We start from the raw sequence: 22372 nt of genomic DNA, 5'->3' as shown, positions 1-22372 counted from the left end.
CCCCACCGCCGCCCGGGAGGCGCCCGCCATGACGACCCCGTCGGACGACCCCGGCCACGCCCCCGGCCACGCCCCCGACCGGCTCTTCGGGCGGGCCTTCGACCGGACCGGTACCGGGAGCAGCAAGTGGGCCCGGACGGCCGGCGCGGCCGGCGTGATCGCGATGGGGCTGGCCGACATGGACCTGCCCGGCCCGCCGGCCGTCGCGGCGGCGCTGGGCCGGCGCGCGCGGCACCCGGCGTACGGGTACACGGTGTGCGACCCGGCCGGCCGGGAACTGGTGGCCCGCTGGTACCGGGACCGGCACGGGGTGGAGATCGACCCGGCGTGGGTACTGCTGCTGCCGTTCGGACCGCGCACCGCCGTCCGGCTGCTGCTGGAGGCGGTGCGACCGACCGGGCCGGTGCTGTTCCCGGCGCCGGAGTGGGGCGGCTTCGCCCAGGTCTGCCGGGCCGCCGGAGTGGCCCATCGGGAGCTGCCGCTGGCCCGGGACGCCGCCGGCTACCGGCTGCCGCTGGAGGCCTTCGCCGGGCACCGGGCCGGGGCGGTGCTGCTGAGCAGCCCGCACAACCCGTCCGGCCGGGTCTGGACCGCCGAGGAGGTCCGCGCCCTGGCCGAGGCGGCGGCCCGGGGCGGCGGGGTGCTGCTCTCGGACGAGGTGCACGGCGACCTCACCCACCCGGGCCACCGCCACCCGGTGGCCGTCGCGGTCGCGGGCCCCTACCGGGATCGGACCGTCACCCTCAACTCGGTCGGCAAGACGTTCAACACCTCCGGCATCCCCAGCTGCTTCGCGCTCGTGCCGGACGCGGCGCTGCGCGAGCGGCTCACCGGGGTGATGGCCGGGTACGGCCTGTGGGAGGGCGGGCTGCTGGAGCAGGTGGTGCAGGAGGCGGCGCTGCGCGACGGCGGCCCGTGGCTGGACGCGCTGCTGGACCACCTGGCCGCCGCCCGGGACCGGCTGACCGGCGCGCTCGGAGAGGCCGTCCGCTCCGCGCCGGAGGCCTCCTACCTGCTCTGGCTGGACGCCGCCGCGCTCGGCCTGCCGCCCGTTGGCGCCCGGGCGGCGCTGCTGGAGCGGTGCGGCCTGGAGGCCTCCGACGGCGGCGACTTCGGCCCCGGCGGCGAGGGCTCGCTGCGGCTGAACTACGCCCTGCCGGAGCCCGCGCTGGCGGCTGCCGTGGGTCGGCTGGAACGGCTCCGAAATCCCGGCATCACCCGATTGCACCGCCTCTGACCTGCGACGACATCTCTTCACGAGATGTTTGCGGAGCGCCCCGGCATGGTCCGTAGCAGACTGGGCAGGGTAGACCGGGCCGCAATCGTGATCCCGAGGATGGTGAGTCCGGTGATACCCGTTCGCCCGACCAGCCCGACCAGCCCGACCGACCGCCAGGGCACCGATCCGCCCACCGGGAGCGTCACCCCGCTCACCGAGTCGACGGCGCGCCGCCACATGGCCGGCGTCTGCTTCAAGATCGGGCCGCCCCGGCTGGTCGGCGTGGAGGTCGAGTGGTTCGTCCACGACGACCGATGTCCGACCGGCCCCGTGCTACCGGAGCGGCTGCACGCCGCACTGGAGTCACTGCCACTGGGCGGCGCCGACGGGACGGTCCTGCCGTCCGGTGCCCGCCTCACCCTCGAACCCGGTGGACAGGTCGAGCTCAGCTCCCCGCCCGCCGACGGCATCGTCGCCTGCGTCGACGACACCCGCCGTGATCTCGCCACCCTGCGGGCCGCCTTCGCGGCCCAGGGTCTGCGGCTCACCGGCACCGGTACCGACCCCCTGGCCCGTCCCCGCACGATGGTGCTGGACCACCCCCGCTATCTCGCGATGGAACGGTTCTTCGACTCCGCCGGACCCTGGGGCCGGATCATGATGACCGGCACCGCCTCCGTGCAGGTCTGCCTGGACGCGGGGGCCGCCGACGGCCCGCACGCGCTCGACCGGCGCTGGCGCCTGACCCACCAGCTCGGTCCGGTCCTGGTCGCCGCCTTCGCCAACTCCCCCCTGCTGGACGGGAAGCCCACCGGGCACCGGTCCACCCGGCAGATCGTCTGGTCCCGGATGGATCCCACCCGCACGCTCGCCCCGGCGCCCGACCACGGCGATCCGCGCGAGGCCTGGACCAGGTACGTGCTGGACGCCGAGGTGCTCTGCATCCGCCGCCCCGAGGGCCTGCCGTGGACGGCGCCGGCCGGCCTGACCTTCCTCGACTGGCTGCGCGGCGGCGGCGAACGCCCGCCGACCCTCGCCGACCTGGACTACCACCGCACCACGCTGTTCCCGCCGGTCCGCCCGCACGGCCACCTGGAGCTGCGGATGATCGACGCCCAGCCGGGCGACGGCTGGATCGTCCCCGCGGCCCTGGTGACCGCGCTGCTGGACGACCCGAAGGCCGCCGACGCGGCGCTGGCCGCGCTGGAGCCGCTGGAGAGCGCCACCGGGCCGCTCCCGCCGCGCAGCGACGCGTGGCGCCGGGCCGCCACCCTGGCGGTCGCCGATCCCGCGCTGCGCCGCGCCACCCTCGCCTGCTTCGCCGCCGCCGACGCCGCGCTGGGCCGCCTGCCCGGCGCGGAGCGACTGCGCACCGCCGTCGCAGAGTTCGCCGAGCGCTACCCCGCGCGCGGCCGCTGCCCGGCCGACGACCAGCTGGACGCCCTGCGCTCCGGCACCCGACGCACTCCCCCGGAGGAGGCCGCACCATGATCGACGACGCCCGCCCGACCGGCTCCCGCACCGCCGGGGCGACCGGCCCCGGGTCTCCGCCCGCGGCCTCCCCCGCCCCGCCCGCCGGCCCGTCCCCCGAGGGCCTGCCCCCGGCGGCCCTGCGCGAGGCGATCGCCACCGAGCTGCTGGCCGCCCGGACCCGCACCGCCGCGCTGACCGACTGCGTCGAGGACCACGACCTCACCGCCCAGCACTCCCCGCTGATGTCCCCGCTGGTCTGGGACCTCGCGCACATCGGCAACCAGGAGGAGCTCTGGCTGCTGCGCAACATCGGCGGCCGGGAGCCGATGCGCCCCGAGATCGACCCGCTCTACGACGCCTTCGAGCACCCGCGCGCCGAACGCCCCAGCCTGCCGCTGCTGCCGCCGGCCGAGGCGCGCGCCTACGCGCACGAAGTCCGCGGCCGGGTGTTCGACCTGCTGGAGGCCAGCCCGCTGGAGGGCGCTCCGCTGCTCGACGCCGGCTTCGCCTTCGGCATGATCGCCCAGCACGAGCAGCAGCACGACGAGACCATGCTCGTCACCCACCAGCTGCGCCGCGGCGAGCCCGCGCTGGCCGCTCCCCCGCCGCCGCCCGCACCGGCGGACGCGGCGGCGCTGCCCGCCGACGTGCTCGTCCCCGCGGGCCCGTTCACCATGGGGACGGACACCGAGCCGTGGGCGCTGGACAACGAGCGCCCGGCGCACCGGATCGACCTGCCGGCCTTCCGGCTGGACACCACGCCGGTCACCAACGGCGCCTATCTGCGGTTCATCGCCGACGGCGGCTACGACGACCCGCGCTGGTGGACGGCCGAGGGCTGGGAGCACCGGCAGCGGGCCGGGCTGACCGCCCCGCTGTTCTGGCACCGCGAGGGCGCCCAGTGGCTGCGCCGCCGTTTCGGCACGGTCGAGCCCGTCCCCGAGGACGAGCCGGTGCTGCACGTCAGCTGGTACGAGGCGGACGCCTACGCCCGCTGGGCGGGGCGGCGGCTGCCGACCGAGGCGGAGTGGGAGAAGGCCGCCCGGCACGACCCGGCCACCGACCGCTCCCGCCGCTACCCGTGGGGCGACGGCCCGCCCGCCCCGGAGCACGCCAACCTCGGCCAGCGCCATCTGCGCCCGGCCCCGGCCGGCAGCTACCCGGCCGGCGAGTCCCCCTACGGCGTACGGCAGTTGATGGGCGACGTGTGGGAGTGGACGGCCAGTGACCTCCACCCCTACCCCGGCTTCCGGGCCTGGCCCTACCGGGAGTACTCGGAGGTCTTCTTCGGGCCCGAGTACAAGGTGCTGCGCGGCGGCTGCTTCGCGGTCGCGCCGGTGGCCTGCCGCGGCACGTTCCGCAACTGGGACTACCCGGTCCGGCGGCAGATCTTCGCCGGGTTCCGCACCGCGGCCGACGTGGCGGCCGGCTGATGTGCCGCCACCTCGCCTACCTCGGCGCACCGGTGACGCCCGGGGAGCTGCTGGTGGAGCCGCCGTTCGGGCTCTACCGGCAGTCCTGGGCCCCCCGGGCGCAGCAGTACGGCACGGTCAACGCCGACGGCTTCGGCCTCGGCTGGTACGCGGACGGCGACCCGACCCCGGCCCGCTACCGGCGGGCGGGGCCGATCTGGGCGGACGCCTCCTTCGCCGACCTCGCCCGGGTGATCCGCACCCGGGCGCTGGTGGCGGCCGTCCGCTCGGCCACCGAGGGCTGCGCGGCGGGCGAGGACGCGGCCGCGCCGTTCGCCGCCGGGCCCTGGCTGTTCAGCCACAACGGCGCGGTGGCCGGCTGGCCGGACAAGCTGGACGCGCCGGCCGGGCGGCTCTCCCCGGCCGAGCTGCTGGAGCTGCCGGCCCGGACGGACTCGGCGCTGCTCTGGGGCCTCGCGCTGCACCGGCTGCGCGCGGGCGCGGGCCTCGGCGAGGCCCTGGCCGGCGCCGTCGCGGACGTGACCGCGCACACCACCGGCCGGCTCAACCTGCTGCTGACCGACGGCCGGGCGATCGCCGCCACTGCCTGGGGCGACACGCTGCACCACCGGAGCCTGCCGGGTGCGGGCGTCCTGGTGGCCTCCGAGCCCTACGACGACCACCCGGACTGGACCGTCGTCCCGGACCGCTCGCTGCTGCTGGCCGGCCCGGACGGCGTCGTGGTCCGCCCGCTCTGAAATCTCCCTCGCTCCTCTCACCTTCACTTTTTGAACAGAGGATCCATCTGTCATGAGCATCTTTGATCTCACCCGACTGCTGCCCGCCGACCACTTCAGCACCGCGCTGCGGCACGACGTGCGCGAGGGGCTGACCGCCGATCCCAAATGGCTGCCGCCGAAGTGGTTCTACGACGCCCGGGGCAGCGAGCTGTTCGAGGAGATCACCAGGCTGCCCGAGTACTACCCGACCCGCGCCGAACGGGCCATCCTCACCGACCGGGCCGGCGAGATCGCCGCCGCCACCCGGGCCCGCACGCTGGTGGAGCTGGGCTCGGGCTCCTCGGAGAAGACCAGGCTGCTGCTGAACGCGCTGCGCGACCTCGGCACGCTGGACAGCTACGTCCCGGTGGACGTCAGCGAGAGCGCCCTGACCGGTGCGGGCGAGGCGCTGGCCCTGGACTTCCCCGGCCTGTCCGTGCACGCGGTGCTCGCCGACTTCACCGCCCGGCTCGGCCTGCCGCCGGAGGGCGGGCCGCGCCTGGTCGCCTTCCTCGGCGGCACCCTCGGCAACCTGCTCCCCGCCGAGCGGGCGGTCTTCCTGCGCCGGCTGCGGGCCGCGCTCGACCCCGGTGACTTCCTGCTGCTCGGCACCGACCTGGTCAAGGACCCGCAGGTGCTGGTGGCCGCCTACGACGACGCGGCGGGGGTGACGGCGGAGTTCAACCGGAACGTGCTCAACGTGCTGAACCGGGAGCTGTCCGCCGACTTCGACCCGACCGCGTTCGAGCACGTGGCGCTCTGGGACCGGGAGCGGGAGTGGATCGAGATGCGGCTGCGCTCGCTGCAGGAGCAGACCGTGAAGATCCCCGCGCTGGACCTGCCGATCCACTTCGAGAAGGGCGAGGAGCTGCGCACCGAGGTGTCGGCCAAGTTCCGCCGGGAGCGGGTGGCCGAGGAGCTGGCGGCGGCCGGCCTGCGGCTGAGCCACTGGTGGACGGACGAGGAGGGCCGGTTCGGGCTGTCCCTGGCCTCGCCGGTGGCCGAACAGGTTTGACAGTTCACTTTACTAATAGGCAAGGGGACTTGTCGGGCATCCCACGTACAACACTTGAACATTGACGGGTTACGATCGCGGCTACCAAGCTCAGCGTTGAGTATCAGGAGTCAAGATCGTGAGCGTCACCCAGCAGCCCTCGGAGCCCGTGGCGGCGGAGGTTCGATCCTCCGACCGCCTCGGCTTCGTCGTGTTCATCACCGCCGCCGCGGCCCTCGGCGGGTTCCTGTTCGGCTACGACAGCTCCGTGATCAACGGCGCCGTCTCCGGCATCCAGGAGAAGTTCGGCGTCGGGGACGGCGTCACCGGTCTGATCGTCTCGTCCGCGCTGCTGGGCTCGGCGGTGGGCGCCGCGCTGGCCGGCCGCTTCGCCGACCGGTACGGCCGGATCAAGGTGATGAAGGCGGGCGCGCTGCTCTTCGCGGTGAGCGCGGTCGGCTCGATGCTGCCGTTCGCCGCCTGGGACCTCGCCGGCTGGCGGGTCCTCGGCGGCGCGGCCATCGGCATCGCCTCGGTGATCGCCCCGACCTACATCGCCGAGGTCGCGCCGACCCGCTACCGGGGCCGGCTGGCCTCCTTCCAGCAGGCCGCGATCGTCCTCGGCATCGCGATCTCGCAGCTGGTCAACTGGGTCCTGGCGGACGCCGCCGGCGGCGACACCCGCGGCCGGCTCCTCGGTCTGGAGGCCTGGCAGTGGATGCTCGGCATCTGCGTCGTGCCGGCCGCCGTCTACTTCGTGCTCGCCTCGATGATCCCCGAGTCCCCGCGCTACCTGATCTCGGCCGGCCGGCTGGACGAGGCGCGCACGGTGCTCACCGAGGTCGAGGGCGAGGGCTCCGACACCGACGCGCGGATCGCCGAGATCCAGGGCCTGATCGCCTCCGACCACCGGCCGCGCTTCGGCGACCTGCTCGGCGGCCGGTTCGGCCTGCTGCCGATCGTCTGGGTCGGCATCGGCCTCTCGGTCTTCCAGCAGCTGGTCGGCATCAACGTGATCTTCTACTACTCGTCGATCCTCTGGCAGTCCGTCGGCATCGACCAGAGCAACTCGCTGCTGATCAGCTTCATCGGCTCGGTCATCAACATCCTCGGCACCGTGGTCGCGATCCTGCTGGTGGACCGGATCGGCCGCAAGCCGCTGGCCCTGATCGGCTCGGCCGGGATGGCCGTCGCGCTGGCCGCCTGCGGCTGGGCGTTCTCCTCGGCCACCGGCACCGGCGACGACGTCGCCCTGCCCGACCTCCAGGGCACCGTCGCGCTGATCTCCGCCAACGCCTTCGTGCTCTTCTTCGCGATGTCCTGGGGCGTGGTGGTCTGGGTGATGCTCGGCGAGATGTTCCCCAACCGGATCCGGGCCGCCGCGCTCTCCGTCGCCGCCTCGGCGCAGTGGATCGCCAACTGGGCGATCACCGTGTCGTTCCCCTCGCTCTCGCGCTGGAACCTGTCGGCGACCTACCTGGTCTACGCGGGCTTCGCGGCCCTGTCGCTGGTCTTCGTGGCGAAGTACATGAAGGAGACCAAGGGCGTCCGCCTGGAGGACATGGGCTGATCCGACTGTCGGACCTTCGGCCCCCGCACCCTAGCGCCCTCGGCGCGGGTGCGGGGGCCGAATCGTTCACTCTCTGCGGCGGGGCGCCTACCTCCGGTACTCCTGTTCGGCAGGAGGGATGTGTCCTTGATCTTCAACCGGCTTCGCACCCGCAGCACCCGCCCGTCCCGTCGCCCCGCACCGGCTCCGACGCCGGCCGCGGTGCCGGCCCCGAGTGGCGGCTGCCCGTTCGCCCACGCCCACCCGGCCGCCGACTCGCCGCACGGGCCCGAACCCCTGCCCACCACCGTGCACGGCACCGGCGTCCGGTACCTCGTCGACCCGGGGCGCGCCGAGGCCGGGCGGACCACCCCGGGGCGGCCCACCGTGGCCGACCGCCCCACCGGCACCGATCCGTTCGCCGGTCTCCGCACCGATCCGCTCGCAGAGCCGTTCGGCGAGGCGTTCACCGGACCCGTGGCCGAGCCGTTCAGCGAGCCCTTCACCGACCCCGACGCGGCCGCCGACTTCGTCCGCCAGTTCCACCGCGAGCAGCCCGGCACCGGCGACCCGACCGGGCGGGTGCTGGCGGTCCTGGACGAGATCGACCGCACCGGCACCTACCAGCACACCCCTGCCGAACTCGCCTACGGCGCCCGGCTCGCCTGGCGCAACGCGGCCCGCTGCATCGGCCGGCTGTACTGGCGCAGCCTGGTGGTGCGCGACCTGCGGCACCTGGCCTCGGCCGACGACATCGCCACCGAGTGCTTCGAGCACCTGCGGGTGGCCTCCAACGGCGGCCGGATCCGCCCGGTGATCTCGGTGTTCGCCCCCGACCGGCCCGGCCGCCCGGCCGCCCGCATCCTCAACCAGCAGCTGGTCCGCTACGCCGGCCGGCCCACCGGGCACGGCTTCGTCGGGGACCCGGCGGGCGCGCGGCTGGCGGCCCGCGCCCGGGACCTCGGCTGGAAGTGCGGCGAGGAGCGCTTCGAGGTCCTGCCGCTACTGGTGCAGGAGCGGCCCGGCGCCCGCCCCGAGTGGTACGAACTGCCGGACGACACCACCCCCGAGGTCGAGCTCAGCCACCCCGACCACCCGTGGTTCGCCGAGCTAGGCCTGCGCTGGTACACGGTGCCCGCGATCAGCGACATGACGCTGGAGATCGGCGGCGTGCGCTACCCCACCGCCCCGTTCAACGGCTGGTACATGGGCACCGAGATCGGCGCCCGCAACCTCGCCGACGCCGACCGGTACGACATGCTGGCGACCGTCGCCGACCGGCTCGGCCTGGACACCTCCAGCGACCGCACGCTCTGGCGCGACCGCGCGCTGGTGGAGCTCAACGTCGCGGTGCTGCACTCGTTCCAGGAGGCCGGGGTGACGATCGCCGACCACCACACCGAGTCGGAGCGGTTCCTGAAGCACATCGCCCAGGAGAAGCGGCTCGGGCGGCCCACCCCCGCCGACTGGAGCTGGATCGTGCCGCCGGTCTCCGGCGGGCTGACCCCGGTCTACCACCGCTACTACGACCCGGTGGACCCGTCGCTGCGCCCCGCCTTCGTGGCGCGCCAGCCCTGGTGAGGCCGCGGCGCCGCCCCGTCGACCGTCCGCTCGTACCGGAGCAGCAGCCCGTCGAGCAGCGCTTCGAGACCGGTCTCGAAGGCGCCCTCGTCGATCGCGCCCCGGTGTTCGGCCAGCCGGTGGGCCTCGCCGAGGTGCGGGTAGTCGGCGGCGTCGTACAGCCCGGCGTCCTCGGGGAAGCCCGCCGCGAAGGAGGCCAGCGCCGAGCCGGTGACGAAGTACCGCATCAGCGCGCCGATCCGGGTGGCCTGCCCGCGCGGCCAGCCGGCCTCGACCAGGCAGCCGAAGACGGCGTCGGCCAGCCGCAGCGCGTTCGGGCGGCGGCCGGGGCCCTGGGCCAGCACCGGCACGATGTTGGGGTGCGCGGCCAGCGCGGCGCGGTAGGAGCGGGCCCAGTCGCGCAGCGCCCGCGGCCACGGCGCGCCGGCGGTGAACATCGACAGGTCGACCTCCCCCATCACGCTGTCCACCACCGCGTCCAGCAGCTCGTCCTTGGTCGCGACGTGGTTGTAGAGCGACGGCCCGCTGACCGACAGCTCGGTGGCCAGGCGGCGGGTGGAGAGGGCGTCCAGCCCCTCGGCGTCGATCAGCCGCAGCGCGGTGGCGACGATGAGCTCGCGGCTGAGCAGGGGTGTGCGCGGGCGGGCCATCGTCGCGGTTCCTCCGGTCGAGTGGGGTGAGGACCGATTCTGGCAGGCGCCTCTTCCCAGCGCGGCCCGGTCGGGGCTACAGTCCCGGTAAAACTTGCACCGCTAGTTTACCGGAGCCCGACGAGGTGGCGCGATGAATCTGGAGCTGACCGAGGAGCAGGCCGCCCTCCGGGACCTCGCGGCGGCCTTCACCGACCGCGAGATCGTCCCGCACGCGGCCGCCTGGGACCGGGCCGAGTCCGTCGACCGCGCGGTGATCGGCAAGCTCGCCGGCATCGGCCTGCTCGGCCTCACCATCCCCGAGGAGTACGGCGGCAGCGGCGGCGACCACCTCGCGTACTGCCTGGCCCTGGAGGAGCTGGGCCGGGGCGACTCCGCCGTGCGCGGCATCGTCTCGGTCTCGCTCGGCCTGGTCGCCAAGTCGGTGAACGGCTACGGCACCGAGGAGCAGAAGCGGCACTGGCTGCCCCGGCTCACCTCCGGCGAGTCGCTCGGCTGCTTCGCCCTCACCGAACCCGGCACCGGCTCGGACGCCGCCAACCTGACCACCCGGGCGGTCCGGGACGGCGACGGCTGGCTGATCAGCGGCGCCAAGATGTTCATCACCAACGGGACGTGGGCCGATGTCGCGCTGGTCTTCGCCCGCACGGGCGGACCGGGCCACCGGGGCATCACCGCCTTCCTCGTCCCCACCGACCTGCCCGGCTTCACCCGCACCGAGATCCACGGCAAGCTCGGCCTGCGCGGCCAGGCCACCGCCGAACTCGCCTTCGACGCCGTCCGCGTCCCCGACGGGGCCCGGCTGGGCGAGCTCGGCAAGGGCTTCACGGTGGCGATGGCCGCCCTGGCCAAGGGCCGGATGTCGGTGGCGGCCGGCTGCGTCGGCATCGCCCGGGCCTGCCTGGAGGCCGCCGTCCACTACGCCGGCGAGCGCGAGCAGTTCGGCCGGCCGATCGCTTCGCACCAGCTGGTCCAGGAGCTGCTCGCCGGCATCGCCGTGGACGTCGAGGCCGCCCGGCTGCTCACCTGGAAGGTCGCCGACCACATCGAGCGCGGCCTGCCGTTCGCCACCGAGTCCTCCGTCGCCAAGCTCTACGCGAGCGAGGCCGCCGTCCGGGCCGCCAACAACGCGCTCCAGGTCTTCGGCGGCTACGGGTTCATCGACGAGTACCCGGTCGGCAAGTACCTGCGCGACGCGCGGGTGATGACCCTCTACGAGGGCACCAGCCAGATCCACAAGCTGCTCATCGGGCGTTCGCTCACCGGCGTCAACGCCTTCTGACCGCCACTCACCGGACAACCCCACCGGATAAGGAGCCCGACGACGTGCGTCCTGTCTACTTCGCCGCAGCCCGCCGCACACCCATCGGCCGGCTGCGCGGAGCGCTCGCCACGGTCCGCCCGGACGACCTCTCGGCCACCGTGCTGCGCGCCCTGCTCGCCGATGTCCCCACCCTCGACCCGGCCCGGATCGACGACGTCTACTGGGGCGCCGCGAACCAGGCCGGCGAGGACAACCGCAACGCCGCCCGGATGGCCGTGCTGCTCGCCGGCCTGCCCGACAGCGTCCCCGGCGCCACCGTCAACCGGCTCTGCGCCTCCGGCCTGGAGGCCGTCACCCAGGCCGCCCGGGCGATCGGCTCGGGCGAGGCCGACGTGGTGCTGGCCGGCGGCTGCGAGTCGATGACCCGCGCCCCCTTCGTCCTCCCCCGGCCCGACGAGGCGCTGCCGCACCGGATCGAGACCTTCGACACCCGGCTCGGCTGGCGGCTCACCAACCCGCGGATGGCCGAGCTGCACGGCGTGCTCTCGATGGGCGAGACCGCCGAGGAGGTCGCCGCCCGCCACGGCATCACCCGGGAGCGCCAGGACGCCTTCGCGCTCCGCAGCCACCGGCTGGCCGCCGCCGCCCGCAAGGACGGCCACTTCGACGCCGAGCTGGTCCCGGTCGAGCGGCCGGACGGCGTGACCGTCCACCAGGACGAGAGCATCCGGGAGGACACCGGCCCGGAGAAGCTCGCCCGGCTGAAGCCGGCCTTCCGCCCGGGCGGCACGGTGACGGCGGGCAACGCCTCGCCGATGAACGACGGGGCGGCCGGCCTGGTGCTGGTCAGCGAGGAGGTCCTGGGCGAGCTGGGCCTGCGGCCGCTAGGCCGGTACGTGGCCGGCGCCTCGGCCGGGGTGCACCCGGACGTGATGGGCATCGGCCCGGTGCCCGCCACCCGCAAGGCGCTCGGCCGGGTCGGCTGGTCCGTCGCCGACCTGGAGGAGGCCGAGCTCAACGAGGCCTTCGCCGCGCAGGTGCTCGCCAGCGTCGACCAGTTGGGCCTCGACCCCGAGCTGGTCAACCCGACCGGCGGGGCGATCGCGCTCGGCCACCCGCTGGGCGGCTCCGGCGCGCGGATCCTCACCACCCTGCTGCACCGGATGCGCCGCAACGGCACCCGGCGCGGGCTGGCCACCATGTGTGTCGGAGTCGGCCAGGGCACCGCCGTCCTGGTCGAATCCCCCTGAGCGCCGGCCGCCGTCCCGTCCTCCGAATCGAGGCCGACCGCGAGGCCGACCTCGCGGTCGCAGGCGCAGTCGCAGTCGCAGTTCCCATCGCAGCCGAAGTCGAAGTCGAAGTCGAAGGAGTTGTCGTGACCCGTTTCGCAGGGAAGGTCGCCGTCGTCACCGGTGCGGCCCAGGGCATCGGCGCGGCCACCGCGCGGCTGCTGGCCGAGGAGGGGGCCGCCGTCGCGGTGGTCGACCTGACCGCCGAGCGGGCCGCCGGCACGGTCGAGGAGATCACCGCCAAGGGCGGCACCGCGCGGGCGTACGGCTGCGACGTGGCCGACTACGACGCGGTGGAGGCGGTCTTCGCCGAGGTCGCCGGGGACTTCGGCGGCGTGCACATCCTGGTGAACAACGCCGGGATCACCCGGGACAACCTCTTCTTCAAGATGACCAGGCCCGACTGGGACGCGGTGCTGACGGTCAATCTGACCAGCGCCTACAACTGCAGCCACGTGGCGCAGAAGTACATGACCGCCCAGAAGTACGGCAAGATCGTCTCGCTCAGCTCGCGCTCGGCGCTCGGCAACCGGGGCCAGGCCAACTACGCCGCCGCCAAGGCGGGCATCCAGGGCCTGACCGCCACGCTGGCGATCGAGCTGGGTCCGTTCAACATCAACGTCAACGCCGTCGCCCCCGGCTACATCGCCACCGCGATGACCGCCGCCACCGCCGAGCGGGTCGGCGCGACGGCCGAGGACCACCAGGCGGAGGTCTCCGCCCGGACGCCGCTGCGGCGGGTCGGCCGGCCGGAGGAGATCGCCTCGGTGGTCGCCTTCCTCGCCAGCGAGGACGCCTCCTACGTCAGCGGGCAGACGCTGTACGTCAACGGTGGGGCACGCTGAGATTTTCTGACGTTTCGTCAGATAGCCGTCCTGGGTGGTGGGTTACCTTCACCTGGGACGGCCTTTACCCTTTCCGGTGGCCTGCGCGAGCATGCCGACGGGTACGGAATGACTATGGCATGATCATGCTGCTGTCGATGGGATGGCCGGACCGACCCGACCGGTCCAGGTCGGGCCCTGCGTCCCAAGGAGTCCCATGGGCAGCCCCGCCACCCTCCGCCGTGCCCTGGCCCTGCTCGCCGTAGGGGCCACCGCCCTGACGGCCGGCACGCTCGGCGTCCCGGCCGTCCACCCGGCGGCCGCCGCCGGCCTCGCGGGCGTCCACGTCCGCCCCGCCTCGACGGGCCACCTCAGCGCCGTCGGCCGGGACGCGCCCCTGCCCACCTCCCAGTGCGTCAGCCAGATCGGCATCCACTGCTACTCCCCGCTCCAGTACCGGACCGCCTACAACCTCGACCCGCTGTACCGCGAGGGCATCACCGGCAAGGGCCGCACGATCGTCATCGTCGACTCCTTCGGCTCCCCGACCATCCAGCACGACCTGGAGGTCTTCGACAAGCAGTGGGGCATCCCGGACACCCAGGTCGAGGTGGTCAAGTGGGGCGACGTCCCGGTCTTCGACCCGACCAACCCCGATCACACCGGCTGGGCCGGCGAGAGCACCCTCGACGTCGAGTACGCCCACGCCGTCGCCCCCGGCGCGCACATCATCCTGGTCGAGACCGGCGTCTCCGAGACCGAGGGGACGACCGGGCTGCCCGAGATGATGGACGCCGAGAAGGCCCTCATCAAGTCCGGCCGCGCCGATGTGATCTCGCAGAGCTTCGGCGCCACCGAGAACACCTTCCCCGGCTTCGACAAGGGCGACTTCAGCTCACTCACCGGCCTGCGGTACGCCTTCCAGGAGGCCGCCGCACACGACGTGACCGTACTCGCCGCCTCCGGCGACACCGGCGCCACCGACTACCAGGCCAACGGCGAGGACCTCTACCCGGGCAGGGTCAACTCCTGGCCCTCCGCCGACCCGCTGGTCACCTCCGTCGGCGGCACCCGGCTCAGCCTGGACGACGCGGGCCGGCGGACCGCCCCCGACCAGGTCTGGCACGACAACTGGGGCGCGGGCGGCGGCGGGACCTCCGCCGTCTTCGCACGCCCCTGGTACCAGGCCGGCGTCGCCCGCGTCACCGGCAACCACCGCGGCACGCCCGACCTCAGCATGAGCGCGGCGGTCGACGGCGCGGCCTGGACGTACGAGTCCTACGACCCGGCGACGGCCGGCTGGCACATCACCGGCGGCACCAGCGAGTCGACCCCGATCTTCTCCGGCGTCGTCGCGCTCGCCGACCAGCTCGCCGGCCGCCGGCTCGGTCAGCTCAACGGGCGGCTCTACGGGCTCGCCCTGCTCCCGCAGCAGTGGAGCGGCCTGGTCGACGTGACGGCGGGCGACAACTCCTGGGACACGGTGACGGGTTACCGGGCCGCCAAGGGCTACGACCTCGCCAGCGGGCTCGGCACCATCGACGCCGCCAGGTTCGTGCACGCCCTCGCGGGCCGGTAGCGCCGGTCCGGGCGCCGGGCGCCGGGAGCCTGGAGCCGGGTGCGGCGGAGCGGGCGGCCGGGTGGGCCGCCCGCTCCGCCGTGCCGGGGCACCGGTGCGGCGGTGCGTCTGGGCGCCGGCTCAGGCGGGGTCGGGGCGGGGGGCGGCGAGCTGGGCCAGGTGGCGTTCGGCGGCGCGCAGCTTGCGCCCGTCGGGGCCCGGGAGGTGGGCCCGCATCTCGATGATCTCGGGGGCGATCCGGATCGCCTCCGCGCGGTCCGCGATCGCCCGCCAGCAGGCCTCGGCGTTGGTGGCCGCCTGCTGGGTCTCCGGGTAGTCCGGACCCTGGGAGCGCAGCAGCGTCAGGGCCACCTCGCGGTAGATGTCCGCCGCCTCGACCGACTTCCCGGCCAGCCGGCAGACGTGCGCGCGGACCTGCCGCACCTGGAGCACGGGCGCGGAGACGGCGCCGTGCTCGGCGATCGCCTCCAGTTCCAGGGCGAAGGCGAGGTCGGTGGCGGCGGCGTGGTCCCCGGCGTCGGCACTGCGGACGATGCGGCCGATCACCTCGCGGTAGTCGTCGCGGGGGCGGGGCGCCTCGGGGGCGGGGGCTTCGGGGGCGGGGGCGGGCTCGGGAGCCGGTTCGGGCCCGGGCGCAGCGGCGGGCTCCGGCTCGGGAGCGGGCTCCGGCTCGGGCGCGGCGTCCTTCGGCTGCGCCTCCGCGAGCCCGTCCACCGGCGGCTCCTCGGCCGGCCCGCGGTCCGCGGGCACCGCGTCGGCGGGCACCGCGTCAACGGGTGCAGCGGCAACGGGTGCCGCCTGCGCGGCCGCCTCGGCCGCCGGGCGCGCGTCCGTGGACGGCGCCTTGCCCAGGGTCACGCCCGACGTCACCGGCGGGCGCCAGGCGTAGGCCTTCAGCAGGTCGACCGGCCGCGCCGGGGGCGGGGGTGTCGGCGGCACGCCGGGCTTCAGCAGGTTCACCGGCCCGTCGGACGGCGCCACCGCGGCAGGTCTCAGCGGCACGGGCGCGGGTGCCGAGCCGGCCGCGGGTGCCGAGCCGGGTGCCGGGAAGACCGGTGCGGCGGCCTTGTCGAGGGTCACGGCGGGCCTGGCGGCCGGGGCGGCGTCGCGCTGGACCGGCGGACGGGGCAGCAGCGCGGCGGGGCGCGGGCCCTCGTACGGAACGGCCTCCGGCAGCACGCCGTCCGTCCGCCGGGCGGTGTTGCGGAAGAACGGCCGGTTCGGCGCGTGGGTGGCGAGGATGACGACGTCCGGGCGCAGCACCGAGTACACCTGCTGGCGCAGCTGTTCGGGCGCGAGGACGGCCTCGGCCCCCGGGCGTCCCCCGTGCAGGGCCTCGATCAGCGCGCGGGTGAAGGTGCCGATCTGCTCCGGGTCCGGGCTGACCACCGCCCAGAGCGGAAGGCCGTCGGCGAGCGGCGAGACGGTGCCCTGGAGGTAGGGCCAGGCGTTCTGATCGGCGCTCAGGTCGGCGATCACGAGTGTCTGCCAGTCGGCGGGCCGGTGACGCAGCTCGGCGGCGACGGACTGCCAGGCGATGCCGTCCTGGCGGATGCTCCCCGACTTCGAGTCACGCAGGGTGAGGTGGAGTTGGCCGCCGCGCTTGTCGGCGAGCAGGTGGCCGCCGAGGTGGACGAGCAGCGGACCGGGGTGCCGGGCGGCGGCGCGCAGGTGGGCGAGCACGGTGTGCGGGTCGCTGGCGCCGGGGAGGTGGACGGCGTCCACCGCGTCGGCCGCGAGGAGCACCTGGGGCGAGACGGCGGCGAGCATCGCGGAGAGGACGGGCGCCTGGGCGGGTCCGCCGCGCCCCCAGGTCCGGCGGCCGGCGTTGCCGTAGCCGCCCTCGACCACCAGGATCCGCCCGCGCGGCGCGGACCCGAGACCGCCCGGTCCGGCGCCGAAGCCGTGGGCGGGGGCCGTGCCGTGCGCGGGGGTGGTGCCGTGCGCCGGGGTGCCGCCCGGGACGGCGAACGGCAGCGGGGTGGCGGTGGACGGTGCGGCGGGCGCCGCCGCGGCGGGCGGCGGGGCGACGACGGACATCCCGGTCATGGTCCAGCCGGTGGGCGGCGCCATCGGCGCGGCCGGGGCCGGGACGGGCGGCTCGTACAGGGCCGGAGCCGGGACGGACACCGGCGCGGCGGTCTGCACGGCGGCCGGGACGGCCGCGGGCGGCTCGTAGAGGGCCGCGGGACCGGGCGGGTGCTCCTCGTACGGATTGCGCGGCGGCCACGGCGGTACGGCATCCCCGGGGCCCTGGTCCGCACCGGGATCGGGGCCTCCTGGGACAGCTGTCGACTCCGCCATCTCTGGTCACCGCCCCGCCCCGCCGCTGAGCGGCGTCTGCTGCCCTTGCCCCGTGGCGCCTGCGACCACGTCCGTCAGCGCCACCCTACGAGATCCCGGCACACTCGAGCCAGGCCGGGTGGGCGATCACCGCCCCGCCGCCGGGGCCCGCCGTGTCGCCGCTGCTCAGCCGCCGCGCCCGGGCGTCCGCCGGGCGGGCCCGCACGCACGTACGCGCCCGAACGGCCGTGGGCGGACGGCACGGTCGGCGCTCCGCCCGCCGCGCGGGCGGCCCTGCGCCCCGGGGCTTCTGACGGCCGGTGACCGAAGGGCCGCCGCCCCTGACGCGAGCCGCCGCCGGTCGGCCGGCCTGCCCTTCCGACCCCGTGATCCGACCCCATCGTGCAACGGGCCGCCCCGGTGACGGGGCGTCCGCCCCGGCGTCGCCGCGGGCCTCAGGCCGGGCCCGCGGCGACGCAGAACTCGTTGCCCTCCGGGTCGGCCATCACCACGTGGTGCCCGTCGAACTCCGCGAGGACGCTCCCGCCCGCCCGCACCAGCCGCCCGGCCTCCGCCCGGATCCGGGCCCACCGCTCCTCGGGGCTGCCGTGCCCCGGGACCCGGACGTCGACGTGGAGCCGGTTCTTCGCGGTCTTGGGCTCGGGGACCTTGAGCAGGGTGAGCCGGGGGCCGACCCCGTCGGGGTCGCAGAGCCAGGCCCCGTCATCCTCGGACTCGTCCTCCGGCAGGTCGAACTGCGCGAGCCACTCCGCCCTGGTCGCGAAGGGGGCGGGCGGCGGCTCGTCGACGTAGCCCAGCGCCGTCTTCCAGAAGGCGGCGAGGAGCTGAGCGTCCGCGCAATCGAGGGTCAGGTCGATTCTGGCTGCCATGACAGGACCGTACCGCCCGCCACCGACACCCGCAGGCGCACCGACCCGCGCCCGTCACCGGCCACCGGCCACCGGCCACCGGCCATCAGGGGATCACGGGACCGGGCGCCCCGGCGGCACTGCTGCCCCGGGCGGCACGGCTGTTCCGTGCCGCCCGGGGCAGCAGCGGACTCAGGCCCCCGAGAGCAGGTCCCGCAGCAGGGCGACGGTGTCGGCGTCGAGGTCCCGGCCGGTGCGCCGGCTCAGTGCGTCCAGCCGGTTGACGGCGCGCAGGAGCTGGTCCCGGGCGCCGGCGGAGGCGTAGGCGTAGAAGAGGTCGCGGTGCAGGAGTTCGACGTCCGGGGCGACGGCGAGGCCGCGGAAGACGGCGGCCTCGGCGCTGCGGTGGTCGCCGTACTGGAGGCGGCGGGCGGCGAGTTCGTGGGCGGTGTCGACGATCGCCGCGATCATGTCCTGCCGCTCGGCCTCGGCCCAGCCGTAGGCGGCGGGCGGAGCCTCCGCGAACGGCGCCCCCCGGACCAGGGCGAGCGCGTGGGCGAGCGCCGCGTCCGCGGTGGCACTGGTGCTGCGCATGCCGCGCCGGTACAGGCCGCGGAACTCGTCCCAGTCGCAGGTGACGGTCGGGGCGAAGGCGTAGCCGTCGGTGGTGTCGGTGGGCAGGAAGGCCCGGCCCTCCGCCGAGGAGCCGAACCAGGCCGCCAGATCGGCGAGTTTGCCGGGCAGCGGGCTCTTCGCGTCGGCGACGGTGGGGTGGGTGTCCAGGTGGGCCGCGCCCGGGTGGAGGTCGTGGTCGAGCGCGGCGTGGTCGGCGCCGGAGCGCAGCGCCAGGTAGGCGGCGAGCTCGGTGAGCCGGGGCAGGTTCGCGGGCTCGACCGTGCCGGCGGCGCCGGCCACGTCCACCGGGCCGAGCAGCCGGATCCGCGGGGCGGTGCGGACGGCGTGCGCCTCCGGGGAGCGGAGGATGGCGAGCAGGTCGTCGCTGTCGCTGCGCACCGGGGTGGTGCGCGCCACCGGGGCGGGCTCCGGCTCGACGTCGGGCTCCGGGGCCGGCTCCGGGGTCGGCTCCGGGCGGCCCGGGACCCTGGGGGCGCCGCCGCTGGGCGCCGGCGCGGGTTCGTGCGTCGGGACCGGCTCCGGTACCGGCGCGGGCTCCGCGGCCGGCTCCGGCCCGGGAGCCGCCGGCGGCACCGGCTGGACCGGGACGACCACCTCGACGGCCCGGGTCTCGGCCGCGGCCGGCAGCCGGAGGTTCTGGGTGGTGTCGTCGGCGTCCCCCTCGGGGGCCTCGCCCTCCTCGGCGACCGCCGGGGTGGGCGGCAGCGCGGGCGGCGCCGCCGACAAGGCGGCCGGGCTGCTCGCCTGCCGGCCGAGACCGTTGACGAGGAAGCGGGACCCCGGTCCACCGGCCGCGGCGGGCGCGGCCGGGTCGGTGCCGGCGAACGGGCTGGCACCGGTGCCGATCACCCGGGCGAGCAGCCGCGGACCGGCCGCTTCGGTGCCGTCGGACCGGGCGGCGGAAGCGCTGTCGAAGCCGCCGCCGAGCGACCCGCCGAGGGCACCGTCACCGAACGGTGCCGAGGCCCCGACCGCCGCCAGTACCGGTACGGGCGCCGGGAGTTCGGCCGGTTCGAGGTCGATGCCGGGGCCGTCGAGCGTCCAGGCGGGGGCGGGGTGCTGGGTGGTGTCGTCAGCGGCCCGGAGCAGCTCGGAGACCTGCTCGTACTGCCCGTCGCTGAGGCGCTGGAGTTCCACCGTGACGTGCAGGCCGGGAATGGTGGCCTGGCCGGTGGCGGGCAGCGTCCAGCGGGCGACCGGGCCGGTGCCGCGCTCGGGCGCGCGGGTGACCACGGCGACGCAGGTCCGCGGCCGGGCGTCGAGCAGGCGGCCGAGCTCGGCAGGGACGTCGCCGCCGGGCTGCTGGGCGCAGAGCACGATCTCCGGCACCCACGACTCGTCGGCCAGGCCCCGGCTGCGGGCGTCCCGCGGGCTGGCGGCCTCGGCGGCGACGAGCGTGGCGCGGGCCTTGGCGGTGCGCGGGCCGAGCGCGCCGAGCGCCGCCTCCAGCGTGGCGTGCCGGTGGATCCGCTCGGCGGCCGGCCCGCTGATCGGCAACTCCTCGGCGAGGTCGACCAGGTGCAGGTGGAGACGGTCGGCGAGCGGACTGTGGGCCAGCTCGATGGCCAGGGTGCGCAGCACGTCCCGGGCGTCGTCCGGGTGGCCGGAGAGGTGGAGCAGCCGCACGGTCTCCAGGTCGGCGAGGACGACCGAGCCGTCCGGCGCGCCGCCGAGGGTGACCAGGGCCGGGTAGGGCGAGGCGGTCTTGCGCGCCTGGGAGGGCGAGAGGAGTTCGCCGGAGTCGTCCGCGCACCACCAGACGTTGGGGGCGTGGGCGGCCCGGAACGGCGCGATCGGGGCCGCCGGCCCGGAGAGGTGCAGTTCGACCGTGTGGCCGGGGGTGATCCGGGCCGCGACGATGGCGGGCAGGCGCTTGCCGCCGCGCACGGTGTTGCGCGCCATGGTGCGCAGGGCGCGGTCGAGCAGGTCCAGGCCGCGGTCGTCCTGGCGGACCTTCAGTTCGGCCTCGAACGCGGCGGCGGGGGCGGCCGGGAGCGCGATGCGGTGGCGCGGCCGGCGGGCGCGCAGCTGCGTGCCGCGCTTGTGGGCGACGGTGCCGACCATCATCGCGGCGAGCAGCACGCCGACGGTGGAGGCGGTGAGGGCGACGGTGTAGTCGTCGCCCTGGGCCTGTTCGGCGTGCGCGGCCGGGGCCTGGGCGTCGGCGGGCACCGGCGCCGGGGTGGAGGGCGCCGGCGGGGCCGGGGCCTGTGGGGCCGGAGCCTGCGAGGCGGGGGCCTGCGGAGCCGGCGCGGGCGCCTGGTCGGCCGGGGCGGGGGCCTGCGGAGCCGGGGCCGGCGCCGGGGCCGGAGCACCGGGCAGGGTCAGCACCATCCCCGGCACGACCACGTCCGGATCGGTCAGCCGTTCGCCGTCCGGCGCCTGGGCGCCCTGGTTGGCCTCGAACAGCTTCGGCCAGGCCTCGGCGTCCCCCAACTCCCGCTCGGCGATGGCCGACAGGCTGTCACCGGCCGCCACCGTGACGGTGCCGCGGCCACTCCCGGCGCTCCCGTCCGTGCCCGTCTGCGGCGCGCTCGGCGCCGGCGGCACGGGCGCTGGCGCCGGGGCGGGCGCCTTGGCCTCGTCGGCCTTGGCGTCGCCGGGCATCAGCAGCTCCCAGCCGGGCTGGATGGGCCGCTCGGCGTCGAAGCGCAGACCCGAATCCCCCATCGTCCGGCCGTCGTTGAGCTTGGCGATCTCCACCCACCGCTCCCCCGAGCCCAGTTGGCGCTCGGCGATGGACCAGAGGCTGTCGGCCGGCCGGCTGTCCCGGACGGTGTAGGTGGGCTGCTGGTCGGCGGCGGGGGCGAGCGCGGGCGCGGCCTGGGCCGCGGGCAGCGCGGCCCGCTGCACACCGGCCGCCGGCTGGATCTGCGCGACGGCCGGCGCCCGGTCGGGCACCGCGGCGAAGGCCGAACCGGCCACCGGCAGCAGCGCGATCACCGAGCCGACCAGGCCGGCCGCCATTCGCTGGCTCCAGCCGAAGGCCGGGATCCGCCGGGCGATCCGCCCGCGCAGCTGGGCCGGGACCTCCAGCAGGACGGAGAGCGCGAAGCAGGCCCAGCCCAGCCAGCCGACCACGACGAGCAGCCAGAGGAAGAGCCGCCCGTCGTCGGGACTGGTCAGCAGCTGTCCGACGCCGTCCGGCGCCACCTCGCCCATCGCGGCGACCGCCCCGGTGCCGTACACCAGCAGCGCGGGTACGCCGACCAGCAGGACGAGCAGGGTGACCAGCGCGGCGAGGGCGCCGAGCAGCGCGCCGCCCCGCCCTCGGCGCGGTGGCAGCGGTGCCGGCCGGTGGCGGGCTCCCGCCGCGGCGGGCACGCCCCGGGCCGGGCGTCCGGCGCGGGCTTGGTCCTTGGCACGTGGCGCGACCATCAGTCGGTCTCCGCTTTCTCGACTCCGTGGACGAGGGTGGCACTGCCCTTGCCCGTGACCTTCTGTTTGCCGAGCTCGCCCAACAGGGCCGGCTTGTAGTCGGCCTGCACCGTGACGGTCACGGACGAACCGTCGTCCGAGAACGCCACGTCGTGGACGGCGAGGTGGTACAGGGCGAGGTAGCTGTTGGCGGCGTCCTTGACGTAGTCCTGCTTGACCTTGTACCCCTCGCCCCGGAGCACGGCGGCCTCGTCGAGCTGCTGGCCGCCCACCCGGGCGGCCTCCTGGGCGTAGCCGTCGGTGCGCTCGGCGACGCGCAGCCGGCCGCCGGCGTCCACGACGAGCGCGATGACCAGGACCAGGAACGCCGCACAGATCGCCACGAAGATCGCGATCGCGCCGCGGTCCGACCGGTCCCGGCCGCGCCGGCCCCCGGTCCGCCGTAGGACGGCCTGGCCGCCCCACCGTTCCCCCCCGGGTCTGCGCACCGTCACGCCCCCTCCCGCACCTTCGTCTCCCTGGCGGTCCCACCGGGGACCGCTCCGCCTCGTCCTGCCGTCCCCCGGGAGCTCTCCGCTTGCGTTTCCCCCGCG

Annotated in this window: 16 protein-coding genes; 11 read left to right on the top strand and 5 right to left on the bottom strand. The window is 75.7% G+C overall.

Annotated features, from left to right (window positions below):
* Window positions 1-28: 28 nt before the first annotated feature.
* The 7 genes from OG618_RS29825 to OG618_RS29795 all read left to right on the top strand — a co-directional run bounded on the left by OG618_RS29825 (window position 29) and on the right by OG618_RS29795 (window position 9007).
* Window positions 29-1237: a MalY/PatB family protein gene (locus OG618_RS29825; RefSeq protein ID WP_329490667.1), complete on the top strand. Its 1209-nt coding sequence runs from the start codon at window positions 29-31 to the stop codon at window positions 1235-1237.
* A 219-nt stretch (window positions 1238-1456) separates the two neighbouring features.
* Window positions 1457-2710, top strand: coding sequence for an ergothioneine biosynthesis glutamate--cysteine ligase EgtA (gene egtA, locus OG618_RS29820; protein ID WP_396488174.1), 1254 nt, complete (start codon window positions 1457-1459; stop codon window positions 2708-2710).
* On the top strand, window positions 2707-4125 hold the full coding sequence (gene egtB, locus OG618_RS29815) for an ergothioneine biosynthesis protein EgtB (protein ID WP_329490665.1): 1419 nt from the start codon (window positions 2707-2709) through the stop codon (window positions 4123-4125). The genes egtA and egtB overlap by 4 nt, the downstream gene beginning before the upstream one ends.
* A complete protein-coding gene (gene egtC, locus OG618_RS29810; RefSeq protein ID WP_329490664.1) occupies window positions 4125-4862 on the top strand; it encodes an ergothioneine biosynthesis protein EgtC in 738 nt (245 codons plus the stop codon). Before egtB ends, egtC begins: the two co-directional genes overlap by 1 nt.
* Window positions 4863-4914: 52 nt before the next feature.
* Window positions 4915-5898, top strand: coding sequence for an L-histidine N(alpha)-methyltransferase (gene egtD, locus OG618_RS29805; RefSeq protein ID WP_329490663.1), 984 nt, complete (start codon window positions 4915-4917; stop codon window positions 5896-5898).
* 118 nt (window positions 5899-6016) lie between these two features.
* Window positions 6017-7447: a sugar porter family MFS transporter gene (locus tag OG618_RS29800; protein ID WP_329490662.1), complete on the top strand. Its 1431-nt coding sequence runs from the start codon at window positions 6017-6019 to the stop codon at window positions 7445-7447.
* A 120-nt stretch (window positions 7448-7567) separates the two neighbouring features.
* Window positions 7568-9007: a nitric oxide synthase oxygenase gene (locus OG618_RS29795; RefSeq protein ID WP_442906881.1), complete on the top strand. Its 1440-nt coding sequence runs from the start codon at window positions 7568-7570 to the stop codon at window positions 9005-9007.
* Here OG618_RS29795 and OG618_RS29790 read toward each other — a convergent pair.
* The gene (locus OG618_RS29790; protein ID WP_329490661.1) at window positions 8950-9657 is read right to left on the bottom strand and encodes a TetR/AcrR family transcriptional regulator C-terminal domain-containing protein; all 708 of its coding nucleotides are present in this window, start codon (window positions 9655-9657) and stop codon (window positions 8950-8952) included. The two genes, OG618_RS29795 and OG618_RS29790, sit on opposite strands and share 58 nt — an antisense overlap.
* A gap of 133 nt (window positions 9658-9790) precedes the next feature.
* On the opposite strand from OG618_RS29790, the gene OG618_RS29785 reads away from it, so the two are divergent.
* The 4 genes from OG618_RS29785 to OG618_RS29770 all read left to right on the top strand — a co-directional run bounded on the left by OG618_RS29785 (window position 9791) and on the right by OG618_RS29770 (window position 14613).
* A complete protein-coding gene (locus tag OG618_RS29785; RefSeq protein ID WP_329490660.1) occupies window positions 9791-10939 on the top strand; it encodes an acyl-CoA dehydrogenase family protein in 1149 nt (382 codons plus the stop codon).
* 44 nt (window positions 10940-10983) lie between these two features.
* Entirely contained in the window at window positions 10984-12171 is a 1188-nt protein-coding gene (locus OG618_RS29780) for a thiolase family protein (RefSeq protein ID WP_329490659.1), read from the top strand.
* A 125-nt stretch (window positions 12172-12296) separates the two neighbouring features.
* Window positions 12297-13055 carry a 3-oxoacyl-ACP reductase FabG gene (gene fabG / locus OG618_RS29775; protein WP_329490658.1) on the top strand — a complete coding sequence of 253 codons (759 nt, stop codon included), beginning with the start codon at window positions 12297-12299 and terminating at the stop codon, window positions 13053-13055.
* Window positions 13056-13251: 196 nt separating this feature from the next.
* Window positions 13252-14613 carry a S53 family peptidase gene (locus OG618_RS29770; protein WP_329490657.1) on the top strand — a complete coding sequence of 454 codons (1362 nt, stop codon included), beginning with the start codon at window positions 13252-13254 and terminating at the stop codon, window positions 14611-14613.
* 120 nt (window positions 14614-14733) lie between these two features.
* Here OG618_RS29770 and OG618_RS29765 read toward each other — a convergent pair whose 3' ends face one another.
* The 4 genes from OG618_RS29765 to OG618_RS29750 form a co-directional block, all read right to left on the bottom strand.
* Window positions 14734-16917 (bottom strand): hypothetical protein, encoded by a 2184-nt coding sequence (locus tag OG618_RS29765; protein WP_329490656.1) that lies wholly within the window; start codon window positions 16915-16917, stop codon window positions 14734-14736.
* A 434-nt stretch (window positions 16918-17351) separates the two neighbouring features.
* Window positions 17352-17786: a VOC family protein gene (locus OG618_RS29760; RefSeq protein WP_329490655.1), complete on the bottom strand. Its 435-nt coding sequence runs from the start codon at window positions 17784-17786 to the stop codon at window positions 17352-17354.
* A 171-nt stretch (window positions 17787-17957) separates the two neighbouring features.
* Window positions 17958-21779: a BTAD domain-containing putative transcriptional regulator gene (locus OG618_RS29755; protein WP_329490654.1), complete on the bottom strand. Its 3822-nt coding sequence runs from the start codon at window positions 21777-21779 to the stop codon at window positions 17958-17960.
* Window positions 21779-22273: a hypothetical protein gene (locus OG618_RS29750; RefSeq protein WP_329490653.1), complete on the bottom strand. Its 495-nt coding sequence runs from the start codon at window positions 22271-22273 to the stop codon at window positions 21779-21781. The genes OG618_RS29755 and OG618_RS29750 overlap by 1 nt, the downstream gene beginning before the upstream one ends.
* Window positions 22274-22372: the final 99 nt, after the last annotated feature.

It is taken from the genome of Kitasatospora sp. NBC_01246, assembly GCF_036226505.1.
GTDB lineage: Bacteria > Actinomycetota > Actinomycetes > Streptomycetales > Streptomycetaceae > Kitasatospora.
Note: the sequence above shows the minus strand (reverse complement) of the source record. Positions and strands in the feature narration are given on the sequence as shown.

Excerpts from the sequence above, each read along its gene's own strand:
- egtC (WP_329490664.1), top strand. The coding sequence starts at position 4,125 with ATGTGCCGCCACCTCGCCTACCTCGGCGCACCGGTGACGCCCGGGGAG.
- egtA (WP_396488174.1), top strand. The coding sequence starts at position 1,457 with ATGGCCGGCGTCTGCTTCAAGATCGGGCCGCCCCGGCTGGTCGGCGTG.
- OG618_RS29755 (WP_329490654.1), bottom strand. The coding sequence starts at position 21,779 with ATGGTCGCGCCACGTGCCAAGGACCAAGCCCGCGCCGGACGCCCGGCC.
- OG618_RS29770 (WP_329490657.1), top strand. The coding sequence starts at position 13,252 with ATGGGCAGCCCCGCCACCCTCCGCCGTGCCCTGGCCCTGCTCGCCGTA.
- OG618_RS29765 (WP_329490656.1), bottom strand. The coding sequence starts at position 16,917 with ATGGCGGAGTCGACAGCTGTCCCAGGAGGCCCCGATCCCGGTGCGGAC.
- OG618_RS29825 (WP_329490667.1), top strand. The coding sequence starts at position 29 with ATGACGACCCCGTCGGACGACCCCGGCCACGCCCCCGGCCACGCCCCC.
- egtB (WP_329490665.1), top strand. The coding sequence starts at position 2,707 with ATGATCGACGACGCCCGCCCGACCGGCTCCCGCACCGCCGGGGCGACC.
- egtD (WP_329490663.1), top strand. The coding sequence starts at position 4,915 with ATGAGCATCTTTGATCTCACCCGACTGCTGCCCGCCGACCACTTCAGC.
- OG618_RS29760 (WP_329490655.1), bottom strand. The coding sequence starts at position 17,786 with ATGGCAGCCAGAATCGACCTGACCCTCGATTGCGCGGACGCTCAGCTC.
- OG618_RS29790 (WP_329490661.1), bottom strand. The coding sequence starts at position 9,657 with ATGGCCCGCCCGCGCACACCCCTGCTCAGCCGCGAGCTCATCGTCGCC.
- OG618_RS29785 (WP_329490660.1), top strand. The coding sequence starts at position 9,791 with ATGAATCTGGAGCTGACCGAGGAGCAGGCCGCCCTCCGGGACCTCGCG.